Raw genomic sequence first — 22,032 nt, 5'->3', positions numbered from 1 at the left:
TGGTTGACCCGACGCGCAGGCCACAGGCCTGCGCGTTCGCATTTTCACGGTAGAGATTCGTGGCTAGAACGAAACGCGCAACCTGGCCCTGGCACGGGCTGACCGGACTGATCCTGCTGTTGATCGGCCTGGCCCTCTGGTACTCCACCTCGCTGATTTCCTACGAGTGGCGCTGGAACCGCGTCCCGCAGTACTTCGCCTACCAGGCTGAAGAACCCCTGCGCGCGGACAGTATTTCGCGGGTAGAGAAGATAGAGGATCAGGGCGACAACGCTCGCGTCACGCTGGTGGATGAGGACGGCAAGCAGCAAGTGCTGACCGTGGCCGCCGACAGCCTGCAGTTCTCCGAGAACGACGATGTCGCCGAGGGCGATGTCGTCGGCGCGACCCGCCACTGGGCCGCCGGGCCGCTGGCCTGGGGGCTGTGGACCACGGTGTGGATCTCCTTCGTCTCCGGTGCGCTGGGCCTGTTCATCGGCCTGTTCACCGGTCTCTGCCGCCTGTCGAAGAACCCGACCCTGCACGACCTTTCGACCCTCTACGTCGAACTGGTGCGCGGCACACCGCTGCTGGTGCAGATCTTCATCTTCTACTTCTTCATCGGTACCGTGCTGAACCTCTCCCGCGAGTTCGCGGGTGTAGCGGCGCTGGCGCTGTTCACCGGCGCCTACGTGGCCGAGATCGTTCGTGCCGGCGTGCAGTCCATCGCCCGTGGACAGGACGAAGCCGCGCGCTCCCTGGGCCTGAATGCCGCGCAGTCGATGCGCCATGTGATCCTGCCGCAGGCCTTCAAGCGTGTGCTGCCGCCGCTGGCCGGGCAGTTCATCAGCCTGGTCAAGGACACTTCCCTGGTCTCGGTGATCGCCATCACCGAACTGACCAAGAGCGGCCGAGAGGCAATCACTACCTCGTTCTCCACTTTCGAGATCTGGTTCTGCGTCGCCGCTCTCTATCTCGTGATCAACCTGCCGCTGTCGCATCTGGCGGGGCGCCTGGAGCGGAGGCTCGGCCAAAGTGATTGAAGTCCGTAACCTGACCAAGGTCTTCGATACCCGCGGGCAGGTCGTGCGCGCAGTGGATGACGTCACCACTGGCGTGGCCAAGGGTGAAGTGGTGGTGGTGATCGGCCCGTCCGGCTCGGGCAAGTCCACCTTCCTGCGCTGCCTGAACGGGCTGGAGGAGTTCGACTCCGGTTCGGTGAGCATCGACGGGGTCGACCTCGCCAACCCGAAGACTGACATCAACGCCTACCGCCGCGAAGTCGGCATGGTGTTCCAGCACTTCAACCTGTTCCCGCACATGACCGTGCTGGAGAACCTGTGCCTGGCGCAGAAAGTCGTGCGCAAGCGCGGCAAGGCCGAGCGTGAAGCCAAGGCCCGTGCGCTGCTGGAGAAGGTCGGCATCGGCCAGAAGGCCAACGAGTACCCGTCGCGCCTCTCTGGCGGCCAGCAGCAGCGCGTCGCGATCGCCCGTGCGTTGTGCATGGAGCCGAAGGTGATGCTGTTCGACGAGCCCACCTCGGCGCTCGACCCGGAAATGGTCGGCGAGGTGCTGGACGTGATGAAGACCCTGGCCGTGGAAGGTATGACCATGGTCTGCGTAACCCACGAAATGGGCTTCGCCCGTGAAGTGGCCGATCGCGTGCTGTTCTTCGATCACGGCAAGCTGCTGGAAGACGCCGCCCCGGCGGAATTCTTCGCTCAGCCCAAGGACGCGCGTGCGCAGAGCTTCCTGCGGCAGGTGCTGTGAGATTCATGCAGTTGTGAAGCAGCCGCCTTCGGGCGGCTTTTTTGTGCTTGTTCGGTGAGCGAGGGGCGGCGCTTGTAGGAGCGAGCTTGCTCGCGAAAAAGCTCCGCAGCGGACTCAGTTCGCGAACAAGCTCGCTCCTGCGAAAAGCCTTCCAGTATCCAGGGAGCCCCACAATTCCCGGGCAAAAAGAAACCGCCCCGGAGGGCGGTTTCTTCTACAGCATCACTCGCGGTTGCGGGTCAGCAGCGCGGGACGCTCGGTCTTGCGGCGCGGCTCCAGCTCTTCCAGCTGCTCCGGCGTCGGGAAGCGGTCGGTGCGGACCAGATCGCGCTTGTTGATCACCACCGGCTGACGGGTCGGCTTGGCAGCGCCGTACTCGCTCGGCTCGCGCAGCGGGGCGTCGTTCATCCGCGAAGCCGGCGCCTTGCCACCGCGTTTGCGCTGGCCTTGCTTGCCCTGGCCGTTGCCACCCTGGCCTTGGCCTTGGGGGCGACCGCCGCCGTTAGGCTTCTTGGCGGCTCGGCCCTGACCTTGACCCTGGCCGCGATTCTGACCTTGCCCCTGACCTTGGCCGCCGCCCTGACCACCCTGGCCGCGAGCGCGCGGTTGGCCCTGGCCCTGGTTCTGGCCTTGACCTTGGCCCTGACCGCCACGGCGGCGCTGGCCGCGCTGCTGGTCCTTGTCCGGGAATGGGCTGACGTAGTCGGCGCGGTTGCCGAAGTTGTCGAAGTCGTCGTCGAGGAATTCTTCCGGATCGCGGTTGCCGTCGGCCTTCGGTGCGCGAGCCGGTTTGCCCTGCTGCTGACGGCCCTGGCCCTGCTGTTCTTGCTGGCGGGGCTGGCGCGGTTGGCGGGGCTCACGCGGCTGGGCGTTGGCATTGGCATTGGGTTGAGCGTCGCCGCCCTGGCCGTCGCCCTTCTTCTTGCCGCGACCGCCACGGCGGCGGCGCTTGCCAGCGGGCTTGTCGCCCTCGGCTGTTTCGCCTTCTGCGGCGGGCGCAGTGTTCAGTTGTTCTTCGCCCTGGGCCTGCTGCGGCTTGTCCTTGTTGCGGTCCTTGCGCTCGCCACGCTTGGCCTTGTCCTTGCGCGGTTGGCGCTGGGGGGCCTCCTTCGGTTCGGGCAGCTGGACTTCCGGCAGCACGGCGTCGGGGTCGAAGCCCTGCATGTCGCCATCGGGGATGCGCTGCTTGGTCAGGCGCTCGATGGCCTTGAGCAGCTTGTCCTCGTCCGGCGCAACCAGCGAGATGGCTTCACCGGTACGACCGGCACGGCCGGTACGGCCGATGCGGTGGACGTAGTCTTCCTCGACGTTGGGCAGCTCGTAGTTGACCACGTGGGGCAACTGGTCGATGTCCAGGCCGCGGGCGGCGATGTCGGTGGCGACCAGGATGCGCACGTCGTTGGCCTTAAAGTCGGCCAGGGCCTTGGTGCGCGCGTTCTGGCTCTTGTTGCCGTGGATCGCGGCAGCCGGCAGGCCGTGCTTGGTCAGGTACTCGGCCAGGCGGTTGGCGCCGTGCTTGGTGCGGGTGAACACCAGCACCTGCTCCCAGGCGCCCATGGTCACCAGGTGTGCCAGCAGGGCGCGTTTCTGTACGGACGGAATGCGGAACACGCGTTGTTCGATGCGCTCGACGGTGGTGTTCGGTGGGGTGACCTCGATGCGCTCCGGGTTGTGCAGGAGCTTGTTGGTGAGGTCGATGATGTCTTTGGAGAAGGTCGCCGAGAACAACAGGTTCTGGCGCTTGGCCGGCAGCTTGGCGAGGACCTTCTTCACATCGTGGATGAAGCCCATGTCGAGCATGCGGTCGGCTTCGTCGAGGACGAGGATTTCCACACGGGACAGATCGACGCTGCCCTGACCGATCAGGTCGAGCAGGCGGCCGGGACAGGCGACCAGGACGTCGACGCCCTTGGACATGGCCTGGACCTGCGGATTCATGCCGACGCCGCCGAAGATGCAGGCGCTCTTGAGGGGCAGGTCACGGGCGTAGACCTTGAAGCTGTCGTGCACCTGGGCAGCCAGCTCACGGGTCGGCGTCAGTACCAGGACGCGGGCCTGGCGCGGGCCGTGGCGGTGTTCGCGGTCCGGGTGGCCTTCGGGGAACAGGCGTTCGAGCACCGGGAGGGCGAAGCCGCCGGTCTTGCCGGTGCCGGTCTGGGCGGCAACCATGAGGTCGCGGCCTTGCAGTACTGCGGGGATGGCGCGTTCCTGGACGGGAGTGGGGCGCGCGTAGCCGGCAGCTTCAACGGCGCCAGCCAGGGCCTCGGAGAGACCGAGGGAAGTAAAGGACATGCGGGGTTCCTGTAGGCCGGCGACCTGCCGGCTCGAGGGCGCGTGATTTCAAGCTCGGGGCGAGCGCTCAGCCGATGGCTGGAAGCACCCCGTCCACGATACGCCGGCGTTGCGCTGGCCGGGATCGCGGACGGTAAGCCCGGAGCAATGATCCTCAGCGGGGGAGCTTGAGGTTGTTCCAGAGCGCCAGGCTGGGTTCAGCCTGGTTCAGGGTGTAGAAATGCAGACCGGGTGCGCCGCCTTCGAGGAGACGTTCGCACATGTCGGTGATGACCTGCTCACCAAAGGCCTGGATGCTGGCGATGTCGTCGCCGTAGGCTTCCAGCTGCTTGCGAATCCAGCGGGGGATTTCCGCGCCACAGGCGTCGGAGAAGCGGGCCAGTTTGGTGTAGTTGGTGATCGGCATGATACCCGGTACGACCGGAATGCTGACACCAAGTTTCTCCGCACGCTCGACAAAATGGAAGTAGCTGTCGGCGTTGAAGAAGTATTGTGTGATGGCAGAGTCGGCGCCGGCTTTGACCTTGCGCACGAAATTCGCCAAATCATCCTCGAAATTGCGCGCTTGCGGGTGAACTTCCGGATAGGCGGCAACTTCGATGTGGAAGTGGTCGCCGGTTTCGGCGCGGATGAATTCCACCAGTTCGTTGGCGTAGCGCAGCTCGCCGCTGGCCATGCCCATGCCAGAGGGCAGGTCGCCGCGCAGGGCGACGATGCGACGGATGCCGGCGTCCTTGTAGTGGGCCAGCAGGGCGCGCAGTTCGGGCTTGGTGTCGCCGACGCAGGACAGGTGCGGTGCGGTCGGCACCTTCACTTCGCCATCCAGTTGCAGCACGGTGGTCAGGGTGCGGTCGCGAGTGGAGCCGCCGGCACCGTAGGTGCAGGAGAAGAAGTCGGGCTTTTTCGCGGCCAGCTGGCTCGCAGTGGCCAGCAGTTTTTCATGGCCGGCTTCGGTCTTGGCGGGGAAGAACTCGAAGCTGAAACGGCGTTCTTTCTGACTCATGGTCGTTCCTTCGGCGCCGCGTCATCGCGTGGCTGCCGGCATGTGCCGTCGACTTCAGAAGTAACGGCGGTAGTGGTCTATCTTCGTGCGCAGTCGCTCGGCGCTGGGCTCGTGCGCATGGCCGAGGACGGCCAGGATGCGCTGCGACTGAACATGGTATTGGGCAATCTTGCTCCGCGCCCAGGTCGAGGGTGGCGGCTGCAGGTTGGTGATCCGGTCGCACAGCTTGACGATCGCATACTGCGGCGCGCCGGTCGCCAGCCTTTCGAGGTAGATGTCGAATGGCAGCTTCTCGCCATTCACCACCTTGCTCAGGCACTGTGCGCCCTCGGCGACGAACTCGCCGAAACGCGTCTGCAGTTCCTCGAAGGGCACCGGGGTGTCTTCGAGCACGTCGTGCAGCAGGGCGATCTGGACGGTTTCCGCCAGGCGCTCGATGGGCGCTTCGCGGTCGGCCGCCATCACTTCATTGGCCACCATCGCCAGGTGGACCGCATAGGGCAGTGTCGAGGCGGTCAGCGTCTGCCCGGCGTGAGCGCCGGCGGCGAAGAGCCAGGCCTGGTTGTAGCTGTCCTGCAGATCCATGGGGCACCAGATGGCGAAGAGGGCAGACGATTGCTCGTCTGCCCTCTGGTACATCAGTAGCGGTAGGTGTCCGGCTTGAACGGGCCTTCCACGGTCACGCCGATGTACTCGGCCTGCTTCGGGGTCAGCTGGGTGACGACGCCACCGAAGCCTTTCACCATTTCCAGGGCCACTTCTTCGTCCAGTTTCTTCGGCAGTACTTCGACGGTCAGACGCTGGGCTTTCTTCTCGGCGGAGAGGTCGGCGTACTTCTGCTCGAAGAGGAAGATCTGCGCCAGTACCTGGTTGGCGAAGGAGCCATCCATGATGCGGCTCGGGTGGCCGGTGGCGTTGCCCAGGTTCACCAGGCGGCCTTCGGCCAGCAGGATCAGGTAGTCGTCGTTGGCCGGGTCGAAGTCGCCAGCGCCGGTGCGGTGAATCTTGTGCACCTGCGGCTTGACCTCTTCCCAGGCCCAGGTCTTGCGCATGAAGGCGGTGTCGATTTCGTTGTCGAAGTGACCGATGTTGCACACCACGGCGCGCTTCTTCAGCGCTTTCAGCATGCCGGCGTCGCAGACGTTGACGTTGCCGGTGGTGGTGACGATCAGGTCGATCTTGCCCAGCAGGGCGGCGTCAACGCTGGCTTCGGTGCCATCGTTCAGGCCGTTCTTGTAGGGGGATACCAGCTCGAAGCCGTCCATGCAGGCCTGCATGGCGCAGATCGGGTCGATTTCGGAAACCTTCACGATCATGCCTTCCTGGCGCAGGGACTGGGCGGAGCCCTTGCCCACGTCGCCGTAGCCGATCACCAGGGCCTGCTTGCCCGACAGCAGGTGGTCGGTACCGCGCTTGATGGCGTCGTTCAGGCTGTGACGGCAGCCGTACTTGTTGTCGTTCTTGCTCTTGGTGACCGCGTCGTTGACGTTGATCGCCGGGACCTTCAGGGTGCCGGCCTTGAGCATGTCGAGCAGGCGGTGCACACCGGTGGTGGTCTCTTCGGTGACGCCGTGGATGCGCTCGAGCATCTGCGGGTATTTCTTGTGCAGGATCTCGGTCAGGTCACCGCCGTCGTCCAGCACCATGTTGGCGTCCCACGGCTGGCCATCCTTGAGGATGGTCTGTTCGATGCACCACTCGTACTCCTGCTCGGTCTCGCCTTTCCAGGCGAATACCGGGATGCCGGCGGCGGCGATGGCGGCAGCGGCCTGGTCCTGGGTGGAGAAGATGTTGCAGGAGGACCAGCGCACTTCGGCGCCCAGCGCAGTCAGCGTCTCGATGAGTACGCCGGTCTGGATGGTCATGTGGATGCAGCCGAGGATTTTCGCGCCCTTGAGCGGCTGGCTGGCGGCGTACTTGCGACGCAGGCCCATCAGAGCCGGCATTTCGGACTCGGCGATGATCAGCTCGCGGCGGCCCCAGGCGGCCAGGGAAATGTCGGCGACTTTGTAGTCAGTAAAAGCAGCGCTCATGTGTAACTCCATTCGTTGTCTGCGAATGGGCGCCGTTGATGCGTTTGGCGATCGGCGGCAGCCGACCGTGACGCGCCCCGTCCGAGCCTGACAAGCCGAAGCGAATCGACCTGCTGCAGCGCCCCTCGGACAGGTGGCGGGAACGACCGGACAGCGCCGGCCGTTATGGAAGCTCGCGGATTATAGCCATGGCGCATGACAAGCCAAAGGCTTTTGGTCGCGTTCGCGCGGCAGATCGCGACCCGGAACCCCGCCGCGCCCGCGCCAGGGGCCGTGAAAACCCTGGCGCGGGCGTCGTTTCGGGGATCGTCGGGCACCCGCAGGGCACGGGTGCCGGTTGTCAGGAGGTTTAGATCACGCCGCCTTCACGCAGCTTACCGATGGCCGCCAGGTCCAGCCCCAGCACGCCTTCGAGGATTTCCTGCGTGTGCTGGCCGAGGGTCGGCGGGGCGTTGCGGTATTCCACGGGCGTCTCGGACAGGCGAATCGGGCTGGCCACCTGCGGCACGCTACCGGCCAGCGGGTGCGGCAGGTCCACGCGCAGGCCACGGGCGATCACCTGCGGGTCGGCGAACACCTGTGCCAGGTCGTTGATCGGCCCGCAGGGCACGCTGGCTTGTTCCAGTACGGCGATCCACTCGGCGGTGGTGCGCATCACGGTGGACTGGCGGATCAGCGGGATCAGCACCTCGCGGTGCGCCACGCGCGCCTTGTTCGTCGAGAAGCGCTCATCGGTGGCCCACTCCGGGTGGCCCGCCAGTTCGGCGAACTTGCGGAACTGGCCGTCGTTGCCGACGGTGAGGATGAAGTCGCCATCGGCGGTCGGGAAGTCCTGGTACGGCACAATGTTCGGGTGCGCGTTGCCCAGGCGACGCGGCGGGTTGCCGGTGGTCAGGTAGTTCAGGGTCTGGTTGGCCAGGCAGGCGACCTGCACGTCCAGCAGCGCCATGTCGATGTGCTGGCCGATGCCGCTGACGTCACGGTGGGCGAGGGCGGCGAGGATCGCGGTGGAGGAGTACAGGCCGGTGAGGATGTCGGTCAGCGCCACGCCGACCTTCACCGGGCCGGCACCTTCCTCGGCGTCGGAGCGCCCGGTCAGGCTCATCAGGCCGCCCAGGCCCTGGATCATGAAGTCGTAGCCAGCGCGCTTGGCGTAGGGGCCGAACTGGCCGAAGCCGGTGATCGAGCAGTAGATCAGCTTCGGGTTGAGCGCTTTCAGCGACTCGTAGTCCAGGCCATAGGCTTTCAGGCCACCGACCTTGAAGTTCTCCAGCACGATGTCGGCCTTGGCGGCGAGCTCGCGCACCAGGCGCTGGCCTTCGGGCTGGGTGAAGTCGATGGTCAGGGATTTCTTGTTGCGGTTCGCCGACAGGTAATACGCCGCTTCGCTGGTGTCGCGGCCATCGCTGTCCTTGAGGAATGGCGGGCCCCAGGCGCGGGTGTCGTCGCCGCTGCCGGGACGCTCGATCTTGATCACTTCCGCGCCGAGGTCGGCGAGGATCTGCCCAGCCCAGGGGCCGGCGAGAACGCGGGAGAGGTCGAGGACACGGATGTGCGAAAGGGCGCCGGACATGCAATCACCTGCAGCTTGAATAGGGGCGGGGAGGACGCGGTGCGGGGACTCCACGGTCCTCCCCGGGGCCTCTCGGGCGAGAGGTAAAACGGGCGCCGACCTGCCCTCCAGTGGGAGCGGGCCGACGCGAGGCGCTTAGAAGAACGCCTGGATGCCGGTCTGGGCGCGACCGAGGATCAGCGCGTGGACGTCGTGGGTGCCTTCGTAGGTGTTCACCACTTCCAGGTTGACCAAGTGGCGGGCCACGCCGAACTCGTCGGAGATGCCGTTGCCGCCGAGCATGTCGCGGGCCAGGCGGGCGATGTCCAGGGCCTTGCCGCAGCTGTTGCGCTTCATGATCGAGGTGATTTCGACGGCGGCGGTGCCTTCGTCCTTCATCCGGCCCAGGCGCAGGCAGCCTTGCAGGGCGAGGGTGATGTCGGTCTGCATGTCAGCCAGCTTCTTCTGGATCAGCTGGTTGGCAGCCAGCGGGCGGCCGAACTGCTTGCGGTCCAGGGTGTACTGGCGAGCGGTGTGCCAGCAGGCTTCGGCGGCACCCAGGGCGCCCCAGGAAATGCCGTAGCGAGCGGAGTTCAGGCAGGTGAACGGACCACGCAGGCCGCGCACGTCGGGGAAGGCGTTTTCTTCCGGGCAGAACACGTTGTTCATCACGATCTCGCCGGTGATCGAGGCGCGCAGGCCGACCTTGCCGTGGATCGCCGGGGCGGACAGGCCTTCCCAGCCTTTTTCGAGGACGAAGCCGCGGATCTGGCCTTCGTCATCCTTGGCCCAGACCACGAAAACGTCGGCGATCGGGCTGTTGGTGATCCACATCTTGGCGCCGGTCAGGCGGTAGCCGCCGTCGACTTTCTTGGCGCGGGTGATCATCGAGCCCGGGTCGGAGCCGTGGTCCGGCTCGGTCAGGCCGAAGCAGCCGATGTATTCGCCGCTGGCCAGTTTCGGCAGGTACTTCTGCTTGGTGGCTTCGTTGCCGAATTCGTTGATCGGCACCATCACCAGGGAGGACTGCACGCTCATCATCGAGCGGTAGCCGGAGTCGATGCGCTCGACTTCACGGGCGATCAGGCCGTAGCACACGTAGTTCAGGCCGCTGCCGCCGTATTGTTCGGGGATGGTGGCGCCGAGCAGGCCGGTTTCGCCCATCTCGCGGAAGATCGCCGGGTCGGTCTGCTCATGGCGGAAGGCTTCCAGCACGCGCGGGGCCAGCTTGTCCTGGGCGAACTGCTGGGCGCTGTCACGCACCATGCGCTCTTCTTCGGTGAGTTGCTGATCCAGCAGCAGCGGATCTTCCCAGTTGAAGCTTGCTTTGGTCGCCATGGAGAAACCTCTAACGCAGACAGTGAATGACCCGCACAAGTCTAGGCGGGCTCGGTGTGGGCCATCCTAGTCAGCCGTCGGGAAGCCGGGCAACCGACTAATTCGCACGCTGTTGTGCTATTTTGTCACTCCGTAATTGTGGGTTTGACGCATTTCTCCGCATGAATTTCCTCTATATCAGGCGTTCCTGGCGAATTCTGCGCATCACGATATTCCGAAGAGGCATTCGATGCGACGCAAGATACCGACCACCGCGGCGCTGGTCGCCTTCGAATCGGCCGCCCGCCACGAAAGCTTCACCAAGGCCGCCGACGAGCTGTCGCTGACCCAGAGCGCGATCTGCCGGCAGATCGCCACGCTGGAGGAGTTCCTCGGCGTCGAGCTGTTTCGCCGCTCGCGGCGCGGGGTGAAGCTGACCGAAGCGGGGCTCAACTACAGCCGTCGCGTCGCTCAACGGCTGGACGCCGTGGAGCGCGACACCCTGGCGGTGATGGGCCAGCAGGGTGGCGGCACGCTGGAGCTGGCGGTGGTGCCGACCTTCGCGACCCAGTGGCTGCTGCCGCGGCTGAAGGACTTCAAGCGCCTTCACCCGGAAGTGACGGTCAACCTGACCAACCGCACCCGGCCCTTCCTCTTCGCCGACACCGAATTCGACGCCGCGCTGTATTTTGGCGATGGGGTTTGGTCCGGCACGGTGGCCAACTTCCTCATGCACGAGAACCCGGTGCCGGTTTGCAGCCCCGAGCTGCTGGGCGGCCGCCGGGAGCTGTCGGCCGCGCAGATCGCCGAGCTGCCGCTGATGCAACAGACCACCCGACCCTACGCCTGGCGCCAGTGGTTCGGCTCGCTGGGCATGAGTGTGACGCACGACATGAGCGGTACGCGCTACGAGCTGTTCTCCATGCTTGCCCAGGCGGCCATGCATGGCATGGGGGTGGCACTGATCCCGCCGATGCTGATCCAGCAGGAGCTGGCCGACGGCAGGCTGATCGTGCCGATGCAACATGCCTATTTGAGCGAAAATGCCTATTACCTGATGATTCCCGAACGCAAGGTGGAATCGGCGACCCTGGGAGCCTTCCGCGACTGGCTGGTGGATGAAGCCGCGCGATACCGCGCCGAAGCTGGCCTTGGCTGAGCCAGGGCAGGGTGGGCAGCGGCAGTCCGAGCCAGACTTGCATAGCCGGCGGGGCTTTCCCCGTCATCGCGCTCACGAGGCGCAACCTCCCAAGAAGGAGCTTTCATGAATTTCCATACCCGCAAATGGGTCAAGCCTGAAGACCTCAACCCGAACGGTACCCTGTTCGGCGGTAGCCTTCTGAAGTGGATCGACGAAGAAGCGGCGATCTACGCCATCGTCCAGCTGGGCAACCAGCGTGTGGTCACCAAGTTCATCTCCGAGATCAACTTCGTCAGCTCCGCGCGCCAGGGGGACATCATCGAACTGGGCATTACCGCCACCGAGTTCGGTCGCACCTCGATCACCCTGAGCTGCGAAGTGCGCAACAAGATCACCCGCAAGAGCATTCTCACGGTCGACAAGATGGTCTTCGTCAACATCGGCCCGGACGGTCAGCCGGCACCGCATGGTCGCACCGAGATCCTCTACATCAAGGATCAGTTCAAGGACGACGCCATTCCCCAGCCCTGATGGCTGATTCGCCAGGGTGATTGCCAGCGTGCCCGGAGCCAAGCCGATCCGCGGCGAAAACCTTTGCATTTGCGTCGATTGAATGTGAGCCTTTGCCCGCCCACGGCGGGCATGGGCCGACGCAAGCTCCCCGCCGATCCAGCAGCGCTTCATTCGCCAGGAATGCAGCTGCAAAACAATGACCGGGGAGAGACCATGCACACCACCTTCGCATCCGCACTGCGCCAACTGGCCGTGGCCACCTGCGCCAGCCTGCTGCTGGCCGGCGCCGCGCACGCCGCCGCGATCAAGGCTGACACCAAGCCCGAGGCCGGCACCTTCAAGATGGGCATGCAGCCCTGGCTGGGCTACGGCCAGTGGTACGTCGCCGAACAGGCCGGCGCCTTCAAGGCCAATGGCCTGGAGCAGGTCGAGCTGGTCAACTTCACCGAAGACAAGGACATGAACGCCGCCCTGGCCAGCGGTCAGATCGATGGCGGCAACCTCGCCACCCACACTGCCATGGCCATGGTCGCCGCCGGCCTGCCGGTGAAGATCGTCCTGCTGCTGGACCAGAGCACCAGCGCCGACGCGCTGATCGTCGACCCGTCGATCAAGACCCTGACCGACCTCAAGGGCAAGCAGGTTGCCTATGAAGAAGGCACCACCAGCGACATCCTCCTGCACAGCGCCCTGCGCAAGGCTGGTCTGACCATCGCCGACGTGCAGCCGGTGCCGATGCCCGCCGCCAACGCCGGCAGCGCGCTGATCGCCGGGCAAGTGCCGGCCGCGGTGACCTACGAGCCTTACCTGTCCGCCGCCAAGCAGCAGAACCCCAAGGTCAACCTGCTGTACAAGGGCTCGGATGATCCGGGCATCATCAGCGACGTATTCGTGGTCCGCGACGAAGTGCTGAAGGAGCGTCCCGGCCAGGTGCTGGCGCTGATCAAGAGCTGGGAAGCCGGTCTGAAGCACTACAACGAGAAGGGCGCCGAAGGTCGCGCCGCCATCGCCAAGGGTGTGGGGGCCGACGAGTCCGAGCTGACCAGCGCCTTCGACGGCGTGCACTTCTACTCGGTGAAAGAAAACCAGGCCGAGCTGAAGGGCGCCTTCCAGAAAGGCTCGTTCGAGCACATCCAGAAGGCCGCCAGCGAAGCCGGCATCCTGCAGCAGCCGGTCACCCCGGCGCAGGCCATCGACGCGCGTTTCGTCGAGGCACTCTGATCCTCTGATACACCCCGCGCGCCGGCCCTGAGCCGGCGCGCGTCTTTCTCCGTTCGACGAGCCCGACATGAAAGCCCGCAAATCCAACCCGCTGTTCACCATCGGCAAGCCGATCGCGCAGCGCCATTTCCTGCTCATCGGCGGCGCCGTGTTCGTCCTGCTGGCGCTGCTCTGGTGGCTGGCCGGGGCGAGCGGCGCGGTACCGAAAATCTTCCTTCCCGCGCCCGGCGACGTCTGGGCACGCATGCTCAAGCTGGCCGCCGACGGTACCTTGTGGTCGGACCTGAAGGTCAGCGTGTACCGCATCGCCGTGGCCTTTGTGGTGTCCTCGGCGATGTCCATCGTGATCGGCGTGTTCGCCGGTTGCTACGGCTTCTGGAAGGCCGCGACCGAGCCGCTGGTGGACTTCGTGCGCTATATGCCGGTAGTCGCCTTCGTCCCGCTGACCATCCTCTGGGCCGGCACCAGCGACTTCCAGAAATTCCTCATTATCTGGATCGGTACCTTTTTCCAGCAGGTGCTGATGGTGATGGACGCGATCAAGCGCGTGCCGGCGGATTTCGTCGGCCTCGGCCGAACGCTCGGCATGCCGGATCGCCGCATTCTCCTGAAGATCGTCCTGCCCAGCGCGTTGCCGGGCATCTGGGATGCCCTGCGGATCAGTCTTGGCTGGGCCTGGACCTGGCTGGTACTGGCCGAGCTGGTGGCCGCGACCTCGGGCCTGGGCTACCGCATCACCGTGTCCCAGCGCTTCTTCCAGACCGACACCATCATCGGCTACATCCTCCTGCTCGGCTTCCTCGGGCTGGTCACCGACCAGGCCATGCGTGCCGGCGAGAAGGTCCTGTTCCGTTACAACCGGAGGCGCAGCTGATGGCGACCTTGGAAATCACCGGCCTGAACAAGAGCTTCGCGGTCGGCAAGGAGCGCCGCGAGGTGCTGCGCAACATCGACCTGACCCTGGCGGACAACGAATTCGTTTCCATCGTCGGCACTTCGGGTTGCGGCAAGAGCACACTGCTGTCCATCGCTGCCGGCCTGGAGGAATTCGACAGCGGCAGCGTGCAGGTCGACGGCGTACCGATCACCGGGCCGGGCCTGGACCGTGGCGTGGTGTTCCAGTCCTACACCCTGTTGCCCTGGCTGACGGCGCGGCAGAACGTCGAGTTCGCCCTCAAGGCCGCCGGCCTGTCCCGCGCGCAATGCCGCGAGATTGCCGACGAGCACCTGGAGCTGGTGAAGCTGACGAAGTTCGCCGAGGCTTATCCGAACGAACTGTCCGGCGGGATGAAGCAGCGCGTGGCGATTGCCCGCGCGCTGTCCTACCGGCCGAAGATCCTGCTGATGGACGAGCCCTTCGGTGCGCTGGACGCCATGACCCGCCACCAGATGCAGGAACTGCTGACGCGCATCTGGGAAACCCATCGACTGACGGTGATGTTCGTCACCCACGACGTGGAAGAGGCGGTCTACCTGTCCGACCGCATCGTGGTGATGGGCCTGGGGCCGGGGCGGATCAAGACCACCTTCGACGTAAAGCTCGGCCGCCCGCGCCACGAGGACATGGCCGCCAGCGCCGAGTTCATCGAGCTGCAGCGCCAGGTGCTGCGCTCGATCCGCGAGGAAGAACAGGGCGTCGCCGCCCTGTAATTCTCAGCGGTAGTTACCAGCGGCCGGAGGCACCGCCGCCGCCGCTGGAGCCACCGCCACCACGAAAGCCGCCACCCCCTCCACCGCCACCACGACCACCCCGGCCGATGGAGCTGAGGATGCTCATCAGCAGTTGCAGCACGCCCATGGTCAGCCACATCGGCGGCAGGAAGAAGATGTACAGCACCAGCGGGATCGAAAAGGCGCCGATCATCTGTTGTTGCAGCGCCGCGGGGTTTGCTTCGCTCAACAGCAATACGCCGGAGGCTGCGGCGCCTACTACCGCGCTGCACAGCAGGTAACGGCCCATGCTGCGCTGGCGCATCCAGGACACCGGCAGCAGCATGCCCAGTAGTGGCACACCGATCAGCAGGCCAAGCATCGCAGCCAGGCGGGTGGGCGGGATTTCCTCGACGCTGCTGGCGTTCTGGTTCGAGTAGGTGTCGCTGTAGTTCTCCGCCGGGCCGGTGCGCGGCAGCTCGTCGTCGGGACTGTCCGGAATGGCAGCGTTGACCGGCGGCTCGATCAGTGCGATCAGGCTGTTCACGCCGGCCTGGATGCCGCCGGGGAAGTCGCCTTTCTGGAAGGAGGGAACGATCTGCTCGCGGATGATCCGTCCGGCCTGCACGTCGGTGATGGTGCCTTCCAGCCCGTAGCCGACCTCGATACGCAAGGTACGGTCGTTCTTGGCGACCACCAGCAGCACGCCGTCATCTACGCCCTTGCGGCCCAGCTTCCACTGCTCGAAAGCGCGTACCGCGTAGTCCTCGATGCTGTCCTCGCCGGTGCTGGGAACCAGCAGCACGGCCAGCTGCGCGCCCTTGCGCTGCTCCAGGCCGGCGAGCTGGCTTTCCAGCTGCGCGCGCTGGCCCGCATCGAGGGTCTGGGTGAGGTCGGTGACGCGGGCGCTGAGCGGCGGGATGGCGACCGGCGCGGCTTGCAGCAGGGCCGCCCAGCACAGCAGCAGGGCGGCCAGCAGCCAGCGCGGCAGGGTCATTGCGCGGGCTGCGCCGGCGCGTTGCCGAAGTCCACTTTAGGCGCGGTGGAAATGGCGGCTTCGTTCTCGACGCTGAAGTTGGCCTTGGGCTTGTAGCCGAAGATCTTCGCGGTGATCACCTGCGGGAACTGGCGAATCATCACGTTGTACTCCTGCACGGCCTTCACGTAGCGGCCACGGGCGACGGTGATGCGGTTCTCGGTGCCTTCGAGCTGGGTCAGCAGGTCCTTGAACAGGCCGTCAGCCTTGAGCTGCGGGTAGTTTTCGGAGACCACCAGCAGGCGCGACAGCGCCGAGCTGAGCTGGCCCTGGGCCTGCTGGAAGCGCTGCATCGCTTCCGGATCGTCCAACTGGTCGGCGTTGATGGTGGTGCTGCCGACCTTGGCGCGTGCCTCGGTCACCTGGGTCAGCACGCTGGCCTCATGGGCGGCGTAGCCCTTCACGGTGCTGACCAGGTTGGGAATCAGGTCGGCGCGCCGCTGGTACTGGTTGAGCACTTCCGACCAGGCGGCCTTCACCCCTTCGTCGCCGGACTGCATGGCGTTGTAGCCGCAACCGGAGAGCAGGGTGACGAGGATATAAGCAGTCAGGAACTTGATCAGGCGTGGCATGGCAGGTGCTCGTGCAGGCGAAAAGGCCCAGTCTAGGCCAGTTCTGGCTGATCAGTCAGATGGAAATGTCCTAAACACTCGGTGCTTGCCGGCAGTGGGGGCGCTCGGGGTAGAATTGGACTGGTCTATACCAGGAGTTCGTTTTCGTGCTCGCCACTACCCTGGTGCTGCTGGCCGCCCTGCTGCACGCCACCTGGAACACCCTCGTCAAATTCAGCAACGACCGCCTGCTGGTGGTCGCCTGCATGGACATGGTCGGCCTGGCCGCTGCGCTGGTCGTGCTGCCCTGGATCGAGATTCCTCCCGCCGCCGTCTGGCCCTGGCTGCTGGCCGCCGTGTCGCTGCAACTGGTCTACCGGGTGCTGCTGATCCAGGCCTACAAGGTTGGCGACCTCGGGTTGGTCTACCCGCTGATGCGCGGCCTGTCGCCCTTGGTGGTCTTGGCGCTGACCCTGACCTTCGGCGGCGAGCACCTGACGGACAAGCAGATTCTCGGCATCCTGCTGATCCCGGTCGGCATGCTGTTCCTGCTCAAGGGCGGCGGCGGTTCGAAGCTGCCGTGGATCGCCTATCCCACCGTGCTGCTGATGGGCCTGTGCATCGGCAGCTACACCTGGACCGACGGCAACGCGCTGAAGCTCTGGCCCAAGCCGCTGGATTATCTGGTCTGGCTCTCGCTGCTGTCCGGCTTGCCGTTCCCGCTGGTGGCGCTGTTCGGCCGGACGCGGGCCTTCGCCAAGTTCTGGATCAATGACTGGAAGCTGGGTCTGAGTGTTGGCTTCTGCGTGCTGTTCAGCTATGGGTTGGTGCTCTGGGCCATGCAGCTGGGCTCCATCGCCGAGGCTGCCGCGCTGCGCGAAACCAGCGTGCTGCTGGTGGTGCTGTTCGGCATGCGCTTCCTCAAGGAACCCTTCGGCCTGCCGCGCCTGGCCGCGTGCAGCCTGGTGCTGGCGGGCATGCTGGTGATGAAGCTCTGAGGATTGGCTCCGGCTACGGCGCAAGCCGCCAAGCCGGTCAAGGACGACGCGTGCGGCCATGGCCTAAGCTGCGCGCTTTCCCCTCGACGAGATTCTCCCCATGCCCATTGCCTTCTGGTGCGTCCTGATCGCGATCTTCCTGCCCTACGTCGGCACCAGCATCGCCAAGTTCACCGGCGGCGGTTTCGGTCCCCGGCAGAACCACGACCCGCGCACCTTCCTTGCCACCCTGGAGGGCTATCGCAAGCGCGCCAATGCCTTCCAGATGAACAGCTTCGAGGTGACCCCGGCGTTCGCCGCGGCAGTGATCATCGCTTACGTGGTGAACAATGCCGAACCCGCCACCATCGACCGCCTGGCCATCGCCTGGGTCACCAGCCGGCTGCTCTACCTGATCTTCTACATCGCCGACCTGGCACTGCTGCGCTCGCTGGTGTGGTTTGCCGGCATGGCGCTGATCATCGCGATCTTCGTCGTCTCGGCCTGACCTGAGCGCACCTGAACGGCAGCTGAACGAAAGGCACGGTGCTGCGGCGGATGGCCGCAGCGGCGGGCGGCCGGTCTGGATCATTCGGGGATCGGGGCGGATAATCCGGCGCTTCCGTGTCCAGCCGTCCTACAAGAGTCCCCCATGAAGTTGAAGACCCTGCTCGTTCTGCTGCTCGCCGGCACCGCGCTCGCCGGCTGCCATCGCCAGGACCCGAACTCACCGGAATACAAGCGCCAGGCGGTGTTCAAGGAGATGCTCAAGACCAGCGAAGACATGGGTGGCATGCTGCGCGGACGCATCCCCTTCGATGCGGACAAGTTCCGCGCGAACTCGACCAAGCTCGGCGAGCTAGCCGACAAGCCTTGGCAGTACTTCCCCACCACCCAGCCGCCGGCGGACCAGGTAGAAAGCGACGACACCCGCGCCAAGGCGGAAATCTGGCAGCGTCAGCTGGAGTTCCAGGCCGACGCCAAGACCTTCGAGCAGGCCGTCGGCACGCTGGGCGAGAACACCCGCAATGCTGCGCCGACTCCCGAGGGTGTGCGCAAGGACTTCGCCGCGGTGGAAGATGCCTGCGAAGCCTGCCACAAGAAATTCCGCGCGCTCTAAGCGCGCTTTTGTAGGAGCGGATCTTATCCGCGCAGCGCTCAGACCGAGCTGTCAGTCGGATCGCGGATAAGATCCGCTCCTACAGCGATACGCTTACTCCTCCAGCTCGCGCTTGGCCTGCTCCAGTTCGGTGCGGGCCTCGGCCAGCTTGTCCTTGCGCTTCTCGATCTTCTCCGCGTCACCCTTGCTCATGGCCTTGCGCAGGTCCTTCTCGCGCTGGGCGACTTCCTTCTCCGCCTCCAGCACGTTCTGCTTGCGCTCCTGCGTGAGGCTGGCGTCGGTGCAATAGGTTTTCACCTTCTCCAGGGCAGTTTGCAGGCCGGCGACGCGGTTGCCGTTGCCTTGCGCCTTGGCTTGTTCGAGCTGGGTTTCGATGGCGGCGCGCTTGGCGGCGCAGCCGGTCAGCGGTTGCTTGGCGGCATCGGCGGCAAACAGCGGGCTTGCACAGCCGAAGGCGAAAACGGCGGCCATCAGGGCAGAGCTTCGGAACATTTTCGGAGTCCTTGGTTACCAAACACTATGACGTTGGAGTCAACGGCTAGAGTTTGCCATGGACGGGCGGGCGAGGGGCTGCCCCAGGACAATTGCCCCCGCTCGATTGCCTCAGAAGACGGCCGGGACTCGCAAGGCCCGCCAGGCGGGCAAGGAGAGGCGGTATGCGGGTGGCGATGCGGATCGTGCAGGCACTCATCGCGCTGCTGGTGTTGGCGCTGCTGGTGGGCGGTTGGTGGTACGTGCCCGGTGAACTGAAGTCGCGACCGGCGCTGACCGGCAGCAGCGAGGATGCTTCGGTGCGCCAGGGCGAACGGCGCCGCAGTTATGTCCTTTACGTGCCGCAGAAACTGGCAGAGCGCCCGGCGCTACTGGTGGTGCTGCACAGCTCGCAGAGTAACGGCGAGCGCATGCGCCGCGACAGCGGCTATCGCTTCGACGCGCTGGCCGACCGTGATGGCTTCCTGGTGCTGTATCCCGATGGTTTCGAAGGGCACTGGAACGACTGTCGGCGGGCCGCTTCCTACAGCGCGCGGCGTCTGAATATCGACGACGTCGGCTTTCTCTCGCTGATGATCGACAGCCTGCGGCGCGAGCGCGGCGTCGACCCGGAGCGAGTGTTCGTCACGGGCTACTCCAATGGCGGGCAGATGGCGCTGCGCCTGGCCGCCGAGGCGCCAGACAAGGTCGACGGTGTCGCCGTCGTGGCTGCCAGCCTGCCGAGCACCGACAACGACGCCTGTCGTCCTGCTGAAGCGCCCAAGGCTGCGCTGTTGATGAATGGCACGCGGGACCCAATCAATCCCTATGCAGGTGGCCGGGTCACGCTGTTCGGCTTCGGTGACCGCGGCAACGTGCTCTCCGCCGAGGATTCTGCCCTCGCCCTGGCACGGCGTAACGGTCAGGGCGGTGAGCCGCAGGTGGACAAGTTGACCCAGCCCGGCCCGGTATGGACGCAGCGGCAACGCTGGGCCGACAGCGGCGGGCCGCCGGTGGAGCTGGTGACGGTGTTCGGCGGCGGGCACCTGATTTCGCAGCCGCTGTATCGGCCGCCACGCCTGCTTGGGCAGGTCGACCCGCAGTTGGATGGACCAGCTGAGATCTGGCGTTTCTTCAGCGAGCTGTCACCCCGCGAGCCGCCACATAGTGAGCCGCCGCTCTAGAGTTCGATCACCCGACAGGGATCGAAACCGCTGTCCTCACCGGGGTAGGCGCCGGGGTTGGCGACGATCCGACCCCGACCAACTCGATAATCCAGGCACTCATGGACATGCCCGTGAATCCATAGATCGCAGCGCTCGACCAGGCTTTCCAGGTTCGAGGCGAAGGCGGGTGACAGGGCGTCGCCGACGTAGTGCGAAGGAATCGAACGGGCGCTGGGCGCATGGTGTGTCACCACCACCGTCGGGCCGGGGAAAGGCTGGGCCAGCTCGGTGCCCAGCCACTGGCAGCTGGCGCCGCACAGCTCTTGGCTCATCCGGGGTGTGAAGGGCTGGGTGAAGTAATCCACCGTATTGAAATCGGGCATCAGCAGTTGCGCCTGCTCGCAGGCCAGTTCCGACGCACTTTCGCCGTAGAGCTGGAAGTCCGTCCATAGCGTGGTGCCGAGGAAGCGGACACCGCTAAGGATCACCGAATCCTTTTCGAGGAAATGGATGTCCAGCGCCCGGGCCAGGTTGCGCATGCTCTGAGTCAGCTCGGGCAGGTCGGAGTGATAGAACTCGTGATTGCCGGCGACGTAGATGATTTCACTGTCGGGGAATTCCTCGCGCGCCCAGTGCAGGCCTTGCAGGTGCTCGTGGATGTCTCCGGCCAGCACGATAACGTCCGCAGCGGCCTGCGGTAGTTCGCGGCGGCCGTCGGGGAAATGTTCGTGGTGGAGGTCGGAGAGGACTCGCAGGCGCATGTTAGGACTTACTTGTAGGAATATGCCGAGCATATCGAAGGACGATGCTTTTGACATGGGTCATGGCATTGCCGATACCGGGCGAAAGTCCATACAGAATTAAGGGATGATTCAGAAGAATCCTTCAGCTTCCGCTTGGGCTCGCTGCTTTGGCGCCCCCAAGGAGGACTCATGAAACTCATCTGGATCGTACTGCTGGCCGTGACGGCCACCTTTGGTTTGGCGCTGGCCATTGACCCACCGGCGACGCTGGACATCTGGGTCCTGCGCAAGCAGGCCATTCTCTTCACGGGCGTCGCATCCTTCGCGCTGATGTCACTGATCATGCTGCTGGCGGTGCGCCCGGTCTGGCTGGAAAAGCCCCTCGACGGTCTCGACCGCATGTACCGCGCGCACAAATGGGCGGGCATCCTGGCCATCGTGCTGGGGCTGCTGCACTACCTGATGGAATTGGGCGGGCCGCTGCTCGCCGAGTTCATCGCCAAGCCGGCCAAGGGGCCGCGGGTGGAAACCTTCCTCGACGTGTTCCGCGGCTCGGCCAAGGACCTGGGCGAATGGTCGGCCTGGCTTTTGGCGGCGATGCTGGTCATCACCCTCTGGCAACGCTTCCCCTACCACCTGTGGCGCTATGTCCACAAAACCCTCGCGGTGGTCTACCTGGTGCTCGCCTTCCATGGCGTGGTGCTGGCGCCGGCGGGTTACTGGACTCAGCCAGTCGGCTGGCTCGTGGCGTTCTGCGCCGCCGTGGGCAGCCTCTGCGCGCTCTGGTCGCTCGCCGGGCAGATCGGCCGTCAGCGCACCCATGACGGCGTCGTGATAGCGCTCGAGCGCCCCGGCGAACGCATGCTGGAGGTGACCTGCAAGCTGCAGGGCCGTTGGCAGCATCGTGCCGGCCAGTTCGCCTTCCTCACCTGTAATCGCCTGGAGGGGCAGCATCCCTTCACCCTTTCCAGCGGCGACCAGGGCAATGGCGAGGTGCGCTTCAGCATCAAGGCGCTCGGGGACTACACACAGCGCCTTCAGGATGCCCTGAAGGTCGGTGATCCGGTGAAGGTGGAAGGGCCCTATGGTCGCTTCGATTTCCGTCGTGACAAGGGCGAGCGGCAGGTGTGGATCGCCGGAGGTATCGGCATCACGCCGTTCCTGGCTTGGCTCGAGTCGTTACAGGCGCGGCCGGATGACTGCCCGGAAGTGACACTGCTGTACTGCGTGCGTTCGCCGTCCGACGCGATCTACGCCGGCCGCCTGCGCGAGCTGTGCGCGAGATTGCCGCGCATTGATCTTCGCGTGCATTACAGCGAAAGCGAAGGCTACCTGCAGGCCGCCGACCTGGGCGTGAAACCCGGAGCGCAGGGGCGCTGGCCGAGCGTCTGGTTCTGCGGTCCGCAGGCGCTGGCCGAACTGCTGCGCCGTGACCTGCGCCGCCAGGGAATGCCGGGCAACCGCTTCCACCAGGAAGCCTTCCAGATGCGTTGAGGC

22 protein-coding genes and 1 riboswitch are annotated in these 22,032 nt (G+C 65.3%); of the genes, 12 read left to right on the top strand and 10 right to left on the bottom strand.

Annotated elements, in window-relative coordinates:
- Positions 1–59 precede the first annotated feature (59 nt).
- Together ACKI1H_RS02350 and ACKI1H_RS02345 are read left to right on the top strand one after the other, a co-directional pair.
- Complete coding sequence (locus tag ACKI1H_RS02350) at positions 60–1,022, top strand: amino acid ABC transporter permease (protein ID WP_138523599.1); 963 nt, start codon at positions 60–62, stop codon at positions 1,020–1,022.
- Positions 1,015–1,749, top strand: coding sequence for an amino acid ABC transporter ATP-binding protein (locus ACKI1H_RS02345; RefSeq protein ID WP_440467561.1), 735 nt, complete (start codon positions 1,015–1,017; stop codon positions 1,747–1,749). Before ACKI1H_RS02350 ends, ACKI1H_RS02345 begins: the two co-directional genes overlap by 8 nt.
- A 222-nt stretch (positions 1,750–1,971) precedes the next feature.
- On the opposite strand, the gene ACKI1H_RS02340 is transcribed toward ACKI1H_RS02345, so the two are convergent.
- The 6 genes from ACKI1H_RS02340 to ACKI1H_RS02315 form a co-directional block, all read right to left on the bottom strand.
- On the bottom strand, positions 1,972–4,041 hold the full coding sequence (locus ACKI1H_RS02340; protein ID WP_138523595.1) for a DEAD/DEAH box helicase: 2,070 nt from the start codon (positions 4,039–4,041) through the stop codon (positions 1,972–1,974).
- A 154-nt stretch (positions 4,042–4,195) separates the two neighbouring features.
- Positions 4,196–5,044, bottom strand: a complete 849-nt coding sequence (gene metF / locus ACKI1H_RS02335; RefSeq protein ID WP_081515389.1) for a methylenetetrahydrofolate reductase [NAD(P)H] — start codon at positions 5,042–5,044, stop codon at positions 4,196–4,198.
- A gap of 54 nt (positions 5,045–5,098) precedes the next feature.
- Positions 5,099–5,629, bottom strand: coding sequence for an HD domain-containing protein (locus ACKI1H_RS02330; RefSeq protein WP_138523593.1), 531 nt, complete (start codon positions 5,627–5,629; stop codon positions 5,099–5,101).
- A 53-nt stretch (positions 5,630–5,682) separates the two neighbouring features.
- Entirely contained in the window at positions 5,683–7,089 is a 1,407-nt protein-coding gene (ahcY, locus tag ACKI1H_RS02325) for an adenosylhomocysteinase (RefSeq protein ID WP_024764176.1), read from the bottom strand.
- Between the two features lie 8 nt (positions 7,090–7,097).
- Positions 7,098–7,210: riboswitch (S-adenosyl-L-homocysteine riboswitch) on the bottom strand.
- 216 nt (positions 7,211–7,426) lie between these two features.
- A complete protein-coding gene (locus ACKI1H_RS02320; protein ID WP_138523591.1) occupies positions 7,427–8,650 on the bottom strand; it encodes a CaiB/BaiF CoA transferase family protein in 1,224 nt (407 codons plus the stop codon).
- Positions 8,651–8,785: 135 nt separating this feature from the next.
- Positions 8,786–9,967, bottom strand: coding sequence for an acyl-CoA dehydrogenase (locus tag ACKI1H_RS02315; protein ID WP_038803335.1), 1,182 nt, complete (start codon positions 9,965–9,967; stop codon positions 8,786–8,788).
- Positions 9,968–10,196: 229 nt separating this feature from the next.
- On the opposite strand from ACKI1H_RS02315, the gene gcvA reads away from it, so the two are divergent.
- The 5 genes from gcvA to ACKI1H_RS02290 all read left to right on the top strand — a co-directional run bounded on the left by gcvA (position 10,197) and on the right by ACKI1H_RS02290 (position 14,471).
- A complete protein-coding gene (gene gcvA / locus ACKI1H_RS02310) occupies positions 10,197–11,105 on the top strand; it encodes a transcriptional regulator GcvA (protein WP_440467560.1) in 909 nt (302 codons plus the stop codon).
- A 105-nt stretch (positions 11,106–11,210) separates the two neighbouring features.
- Positions 11,211–11,618, top strand: a complete 408-nt coding sequence (locus ACKI1H_RS02305) for an acyl-CoA thioesterase (RefSeq protein WP_138213907.1) — start codon at positions 11,211–11,213, stop codon at positions 11,616–11,618.
- Between the two features lie 195 nt (positions 11,619–11,813).
- Positions 11,814–12,821, top strand: coding sequence for an ABC transporter substrate-binding protein (locus tag ACKI1H_RS02300; protein ID WP_138523585.1), 1,008 nt, complete (start codon positions 11,814–11,816; stop codon positions 12,819–12,821).
- A gap of 67 nt (positions 12,822–12,888) precedes the next feature.
- The gene (locus ACKI1H_RS02295; protein WP_138523583.1) at positions 12,889–13,695 is read left to right on the top strand and encodes an ABC transporter permease; all 807 of its coding nucleotides are present in this window, start codon (positions 12,889–12,891) and stop codon (positions 13,693–13,695) included.
- On the top strand, positions 13,695–14,471 hold the full coding sequence (locus ACKI1H_RS02290) for an ABC transporter ATP-binding protein (RefSeq protein WP_440467559.1): 777 nt from the start codon (positions 13,695–13,697) through the stop codon (positions 14,469–14,471). Before ACKI1H_RS02295 ends, ACKI1H_RS02290 begins: the two co-directional genes overlap by 1 nt.
- 13 nt (positions 14,472–14,484) lie before the next feature.
- Here ACKI1H_RS02290 and ACKI1H_RS02285 read toward each other — a convergent pair whose 3' ends face one another.
- Both ACKI1H_RS02285 and ACKI1H_RS02280 read right to left on the bottom strand, forming a co-directional pair.
- Positions 14,485–15,468 (bottom strand): TPM domain-containing protein, encoded by a 984-nt coding sequence (locus tag ACKI1H_RS02285; RefSeq protein WP_440467558.1) that lies wholly within the window; start codon positions 15,466–15,468, stop codon positions 14,485–14,487.
- A complete protein-coding gene (locus ACKI1H_RS02280) occupies positions 15,465–16,079 on the bottom strand; it encodes a LemA family protein (protein ID WP_138523576.1) in 615 nt (204 codons plus the stop codon). The genes ACKI1H_RS02285 and ACKI1H_RS02280 overlap by 4 nt, the downstream gene beginning before the upstream one ends.
- Before the next feature lie 146 nt (positions 16,080–16,225).
- On the opposite strand from ACKI1H_RS02280, the gene ACKI1H_RS02275 reads away from it, so the two are divergent.
- The 3 genes from ACKI1H_RS02275 (at position 16,226) to ACKI1H_RS02265 (ending at position 18,155) form a co-directional block, all read left to right on the top strand.
- Positions 16,226–17,056, top strand: a complete 831-nt coding sequence (locus ACKI1H_RS02275; RefSeq protein ID WP_440467557.1) for an EamA family transporter — start codon at positions 16,226–16,228, stop codon at positions 17,054–17,056.
- A gap of 100 nt (positions 17,057–17,156) precedes the next feature.
- The gene (locus ACKI1H_RS02270) at positions 17,157–17,543 is read left to right on the top strand and encodes an MAPEG family protein (RefSeq protein WP_440467556.1); all 387 of its coding nucleotides are present in this window, start codon (positions 17,157–17,159) and stop codon (positions 17,541–17,543) included.
- 144 nt (positions 17,544–17,687) lie between these two features.
- A complete protein-coding gene (locus ACKI1H_RS02265; RefSeq protein WP_138523570.1) occupies positions 17,688–18,155 on the top strand; it encodes a c-type cytochrome in 468 nt (155 codons plus the stop codon).
- A gap of 93 nt (positions 18,156–18,248) precedes the next feature.
- On the opposite strand, the gene ACKI1H_RS02260 is transcribed toward ACKI1H_RS02265, so the two are convergent.
- A complete protein-coding gene (locus tag ACKI1H_RS02260; protein ID WP_138523568.1) occupies positions 18,249–18,647 on the bottom strand; it encodes a DUF1090 domain-containing protein in 399 nt (132 codons plus the stop codon).
- A 164-nt stretch (positions 18,648–18,811) separates the two neighbouring features.
- On the opposite strand from ACKI1H_RS02260, the gene ACKI1H_RS02255 reads away from it, so the two are divergent.
- Entirely contained in the window at positions 18,812–19,810 is a 999-nt protein-coding gene (locus ACKI1H_RS02255) for an alpha/beta hydrolase family esterase (protein WP_440467555.1), read from the top strand.
- Here the strand turns inward: ACKI1H_RS02255 and ACKI1H_RS02250 are convergent.
- Positions 19,807–20,553, bottom strand: coding sequence for a metallophosphoesterase (locus ACKI1H_RS02250; RefSeq protein ID WP_440467554.1), 747 nt, complete (start codon positions 20,551–20,553; stop codon positions 19,807–19,809). The two genes, ACKI1H_RS02255 and ACKI1H_RS02250, sit on opposite strands and share 4 nt — an antisense overlap.
- Positions 20,554–20,724: 171 nt before the next feature.
- Here ACKI1H_RS02250 and ACKI1H_RS02245 point away from each other — a divergent pair, with 171 nt between their 5' ends.
- A complete protein-coding gene (locus ACKI1H_RS02245; RefSeq protein ID WP_440467553.1) occupies positions 20,725–22,029 on the top strand; it encodes a ferredoxin reductase family protein in 1,305 nt (434 codons plus the stop codon).
- The last annotated feature ends 3 nt before the right edge of the window (positions 22,030–22,032 follow it).

The organism is Pseudomonas sp. YH-1, assembly GCF_051990045.1.
Lineage (GTDB): Bacteria > Pseudomonadota > Gammaproteobacteria > Pseudomonadales > Pseudomonadaceae > Pseudomonas > Pseudomonas nicosulfuronedens.
This window is presented reverse-complemented; position numbering and strand designations above follow the sequence as displayed.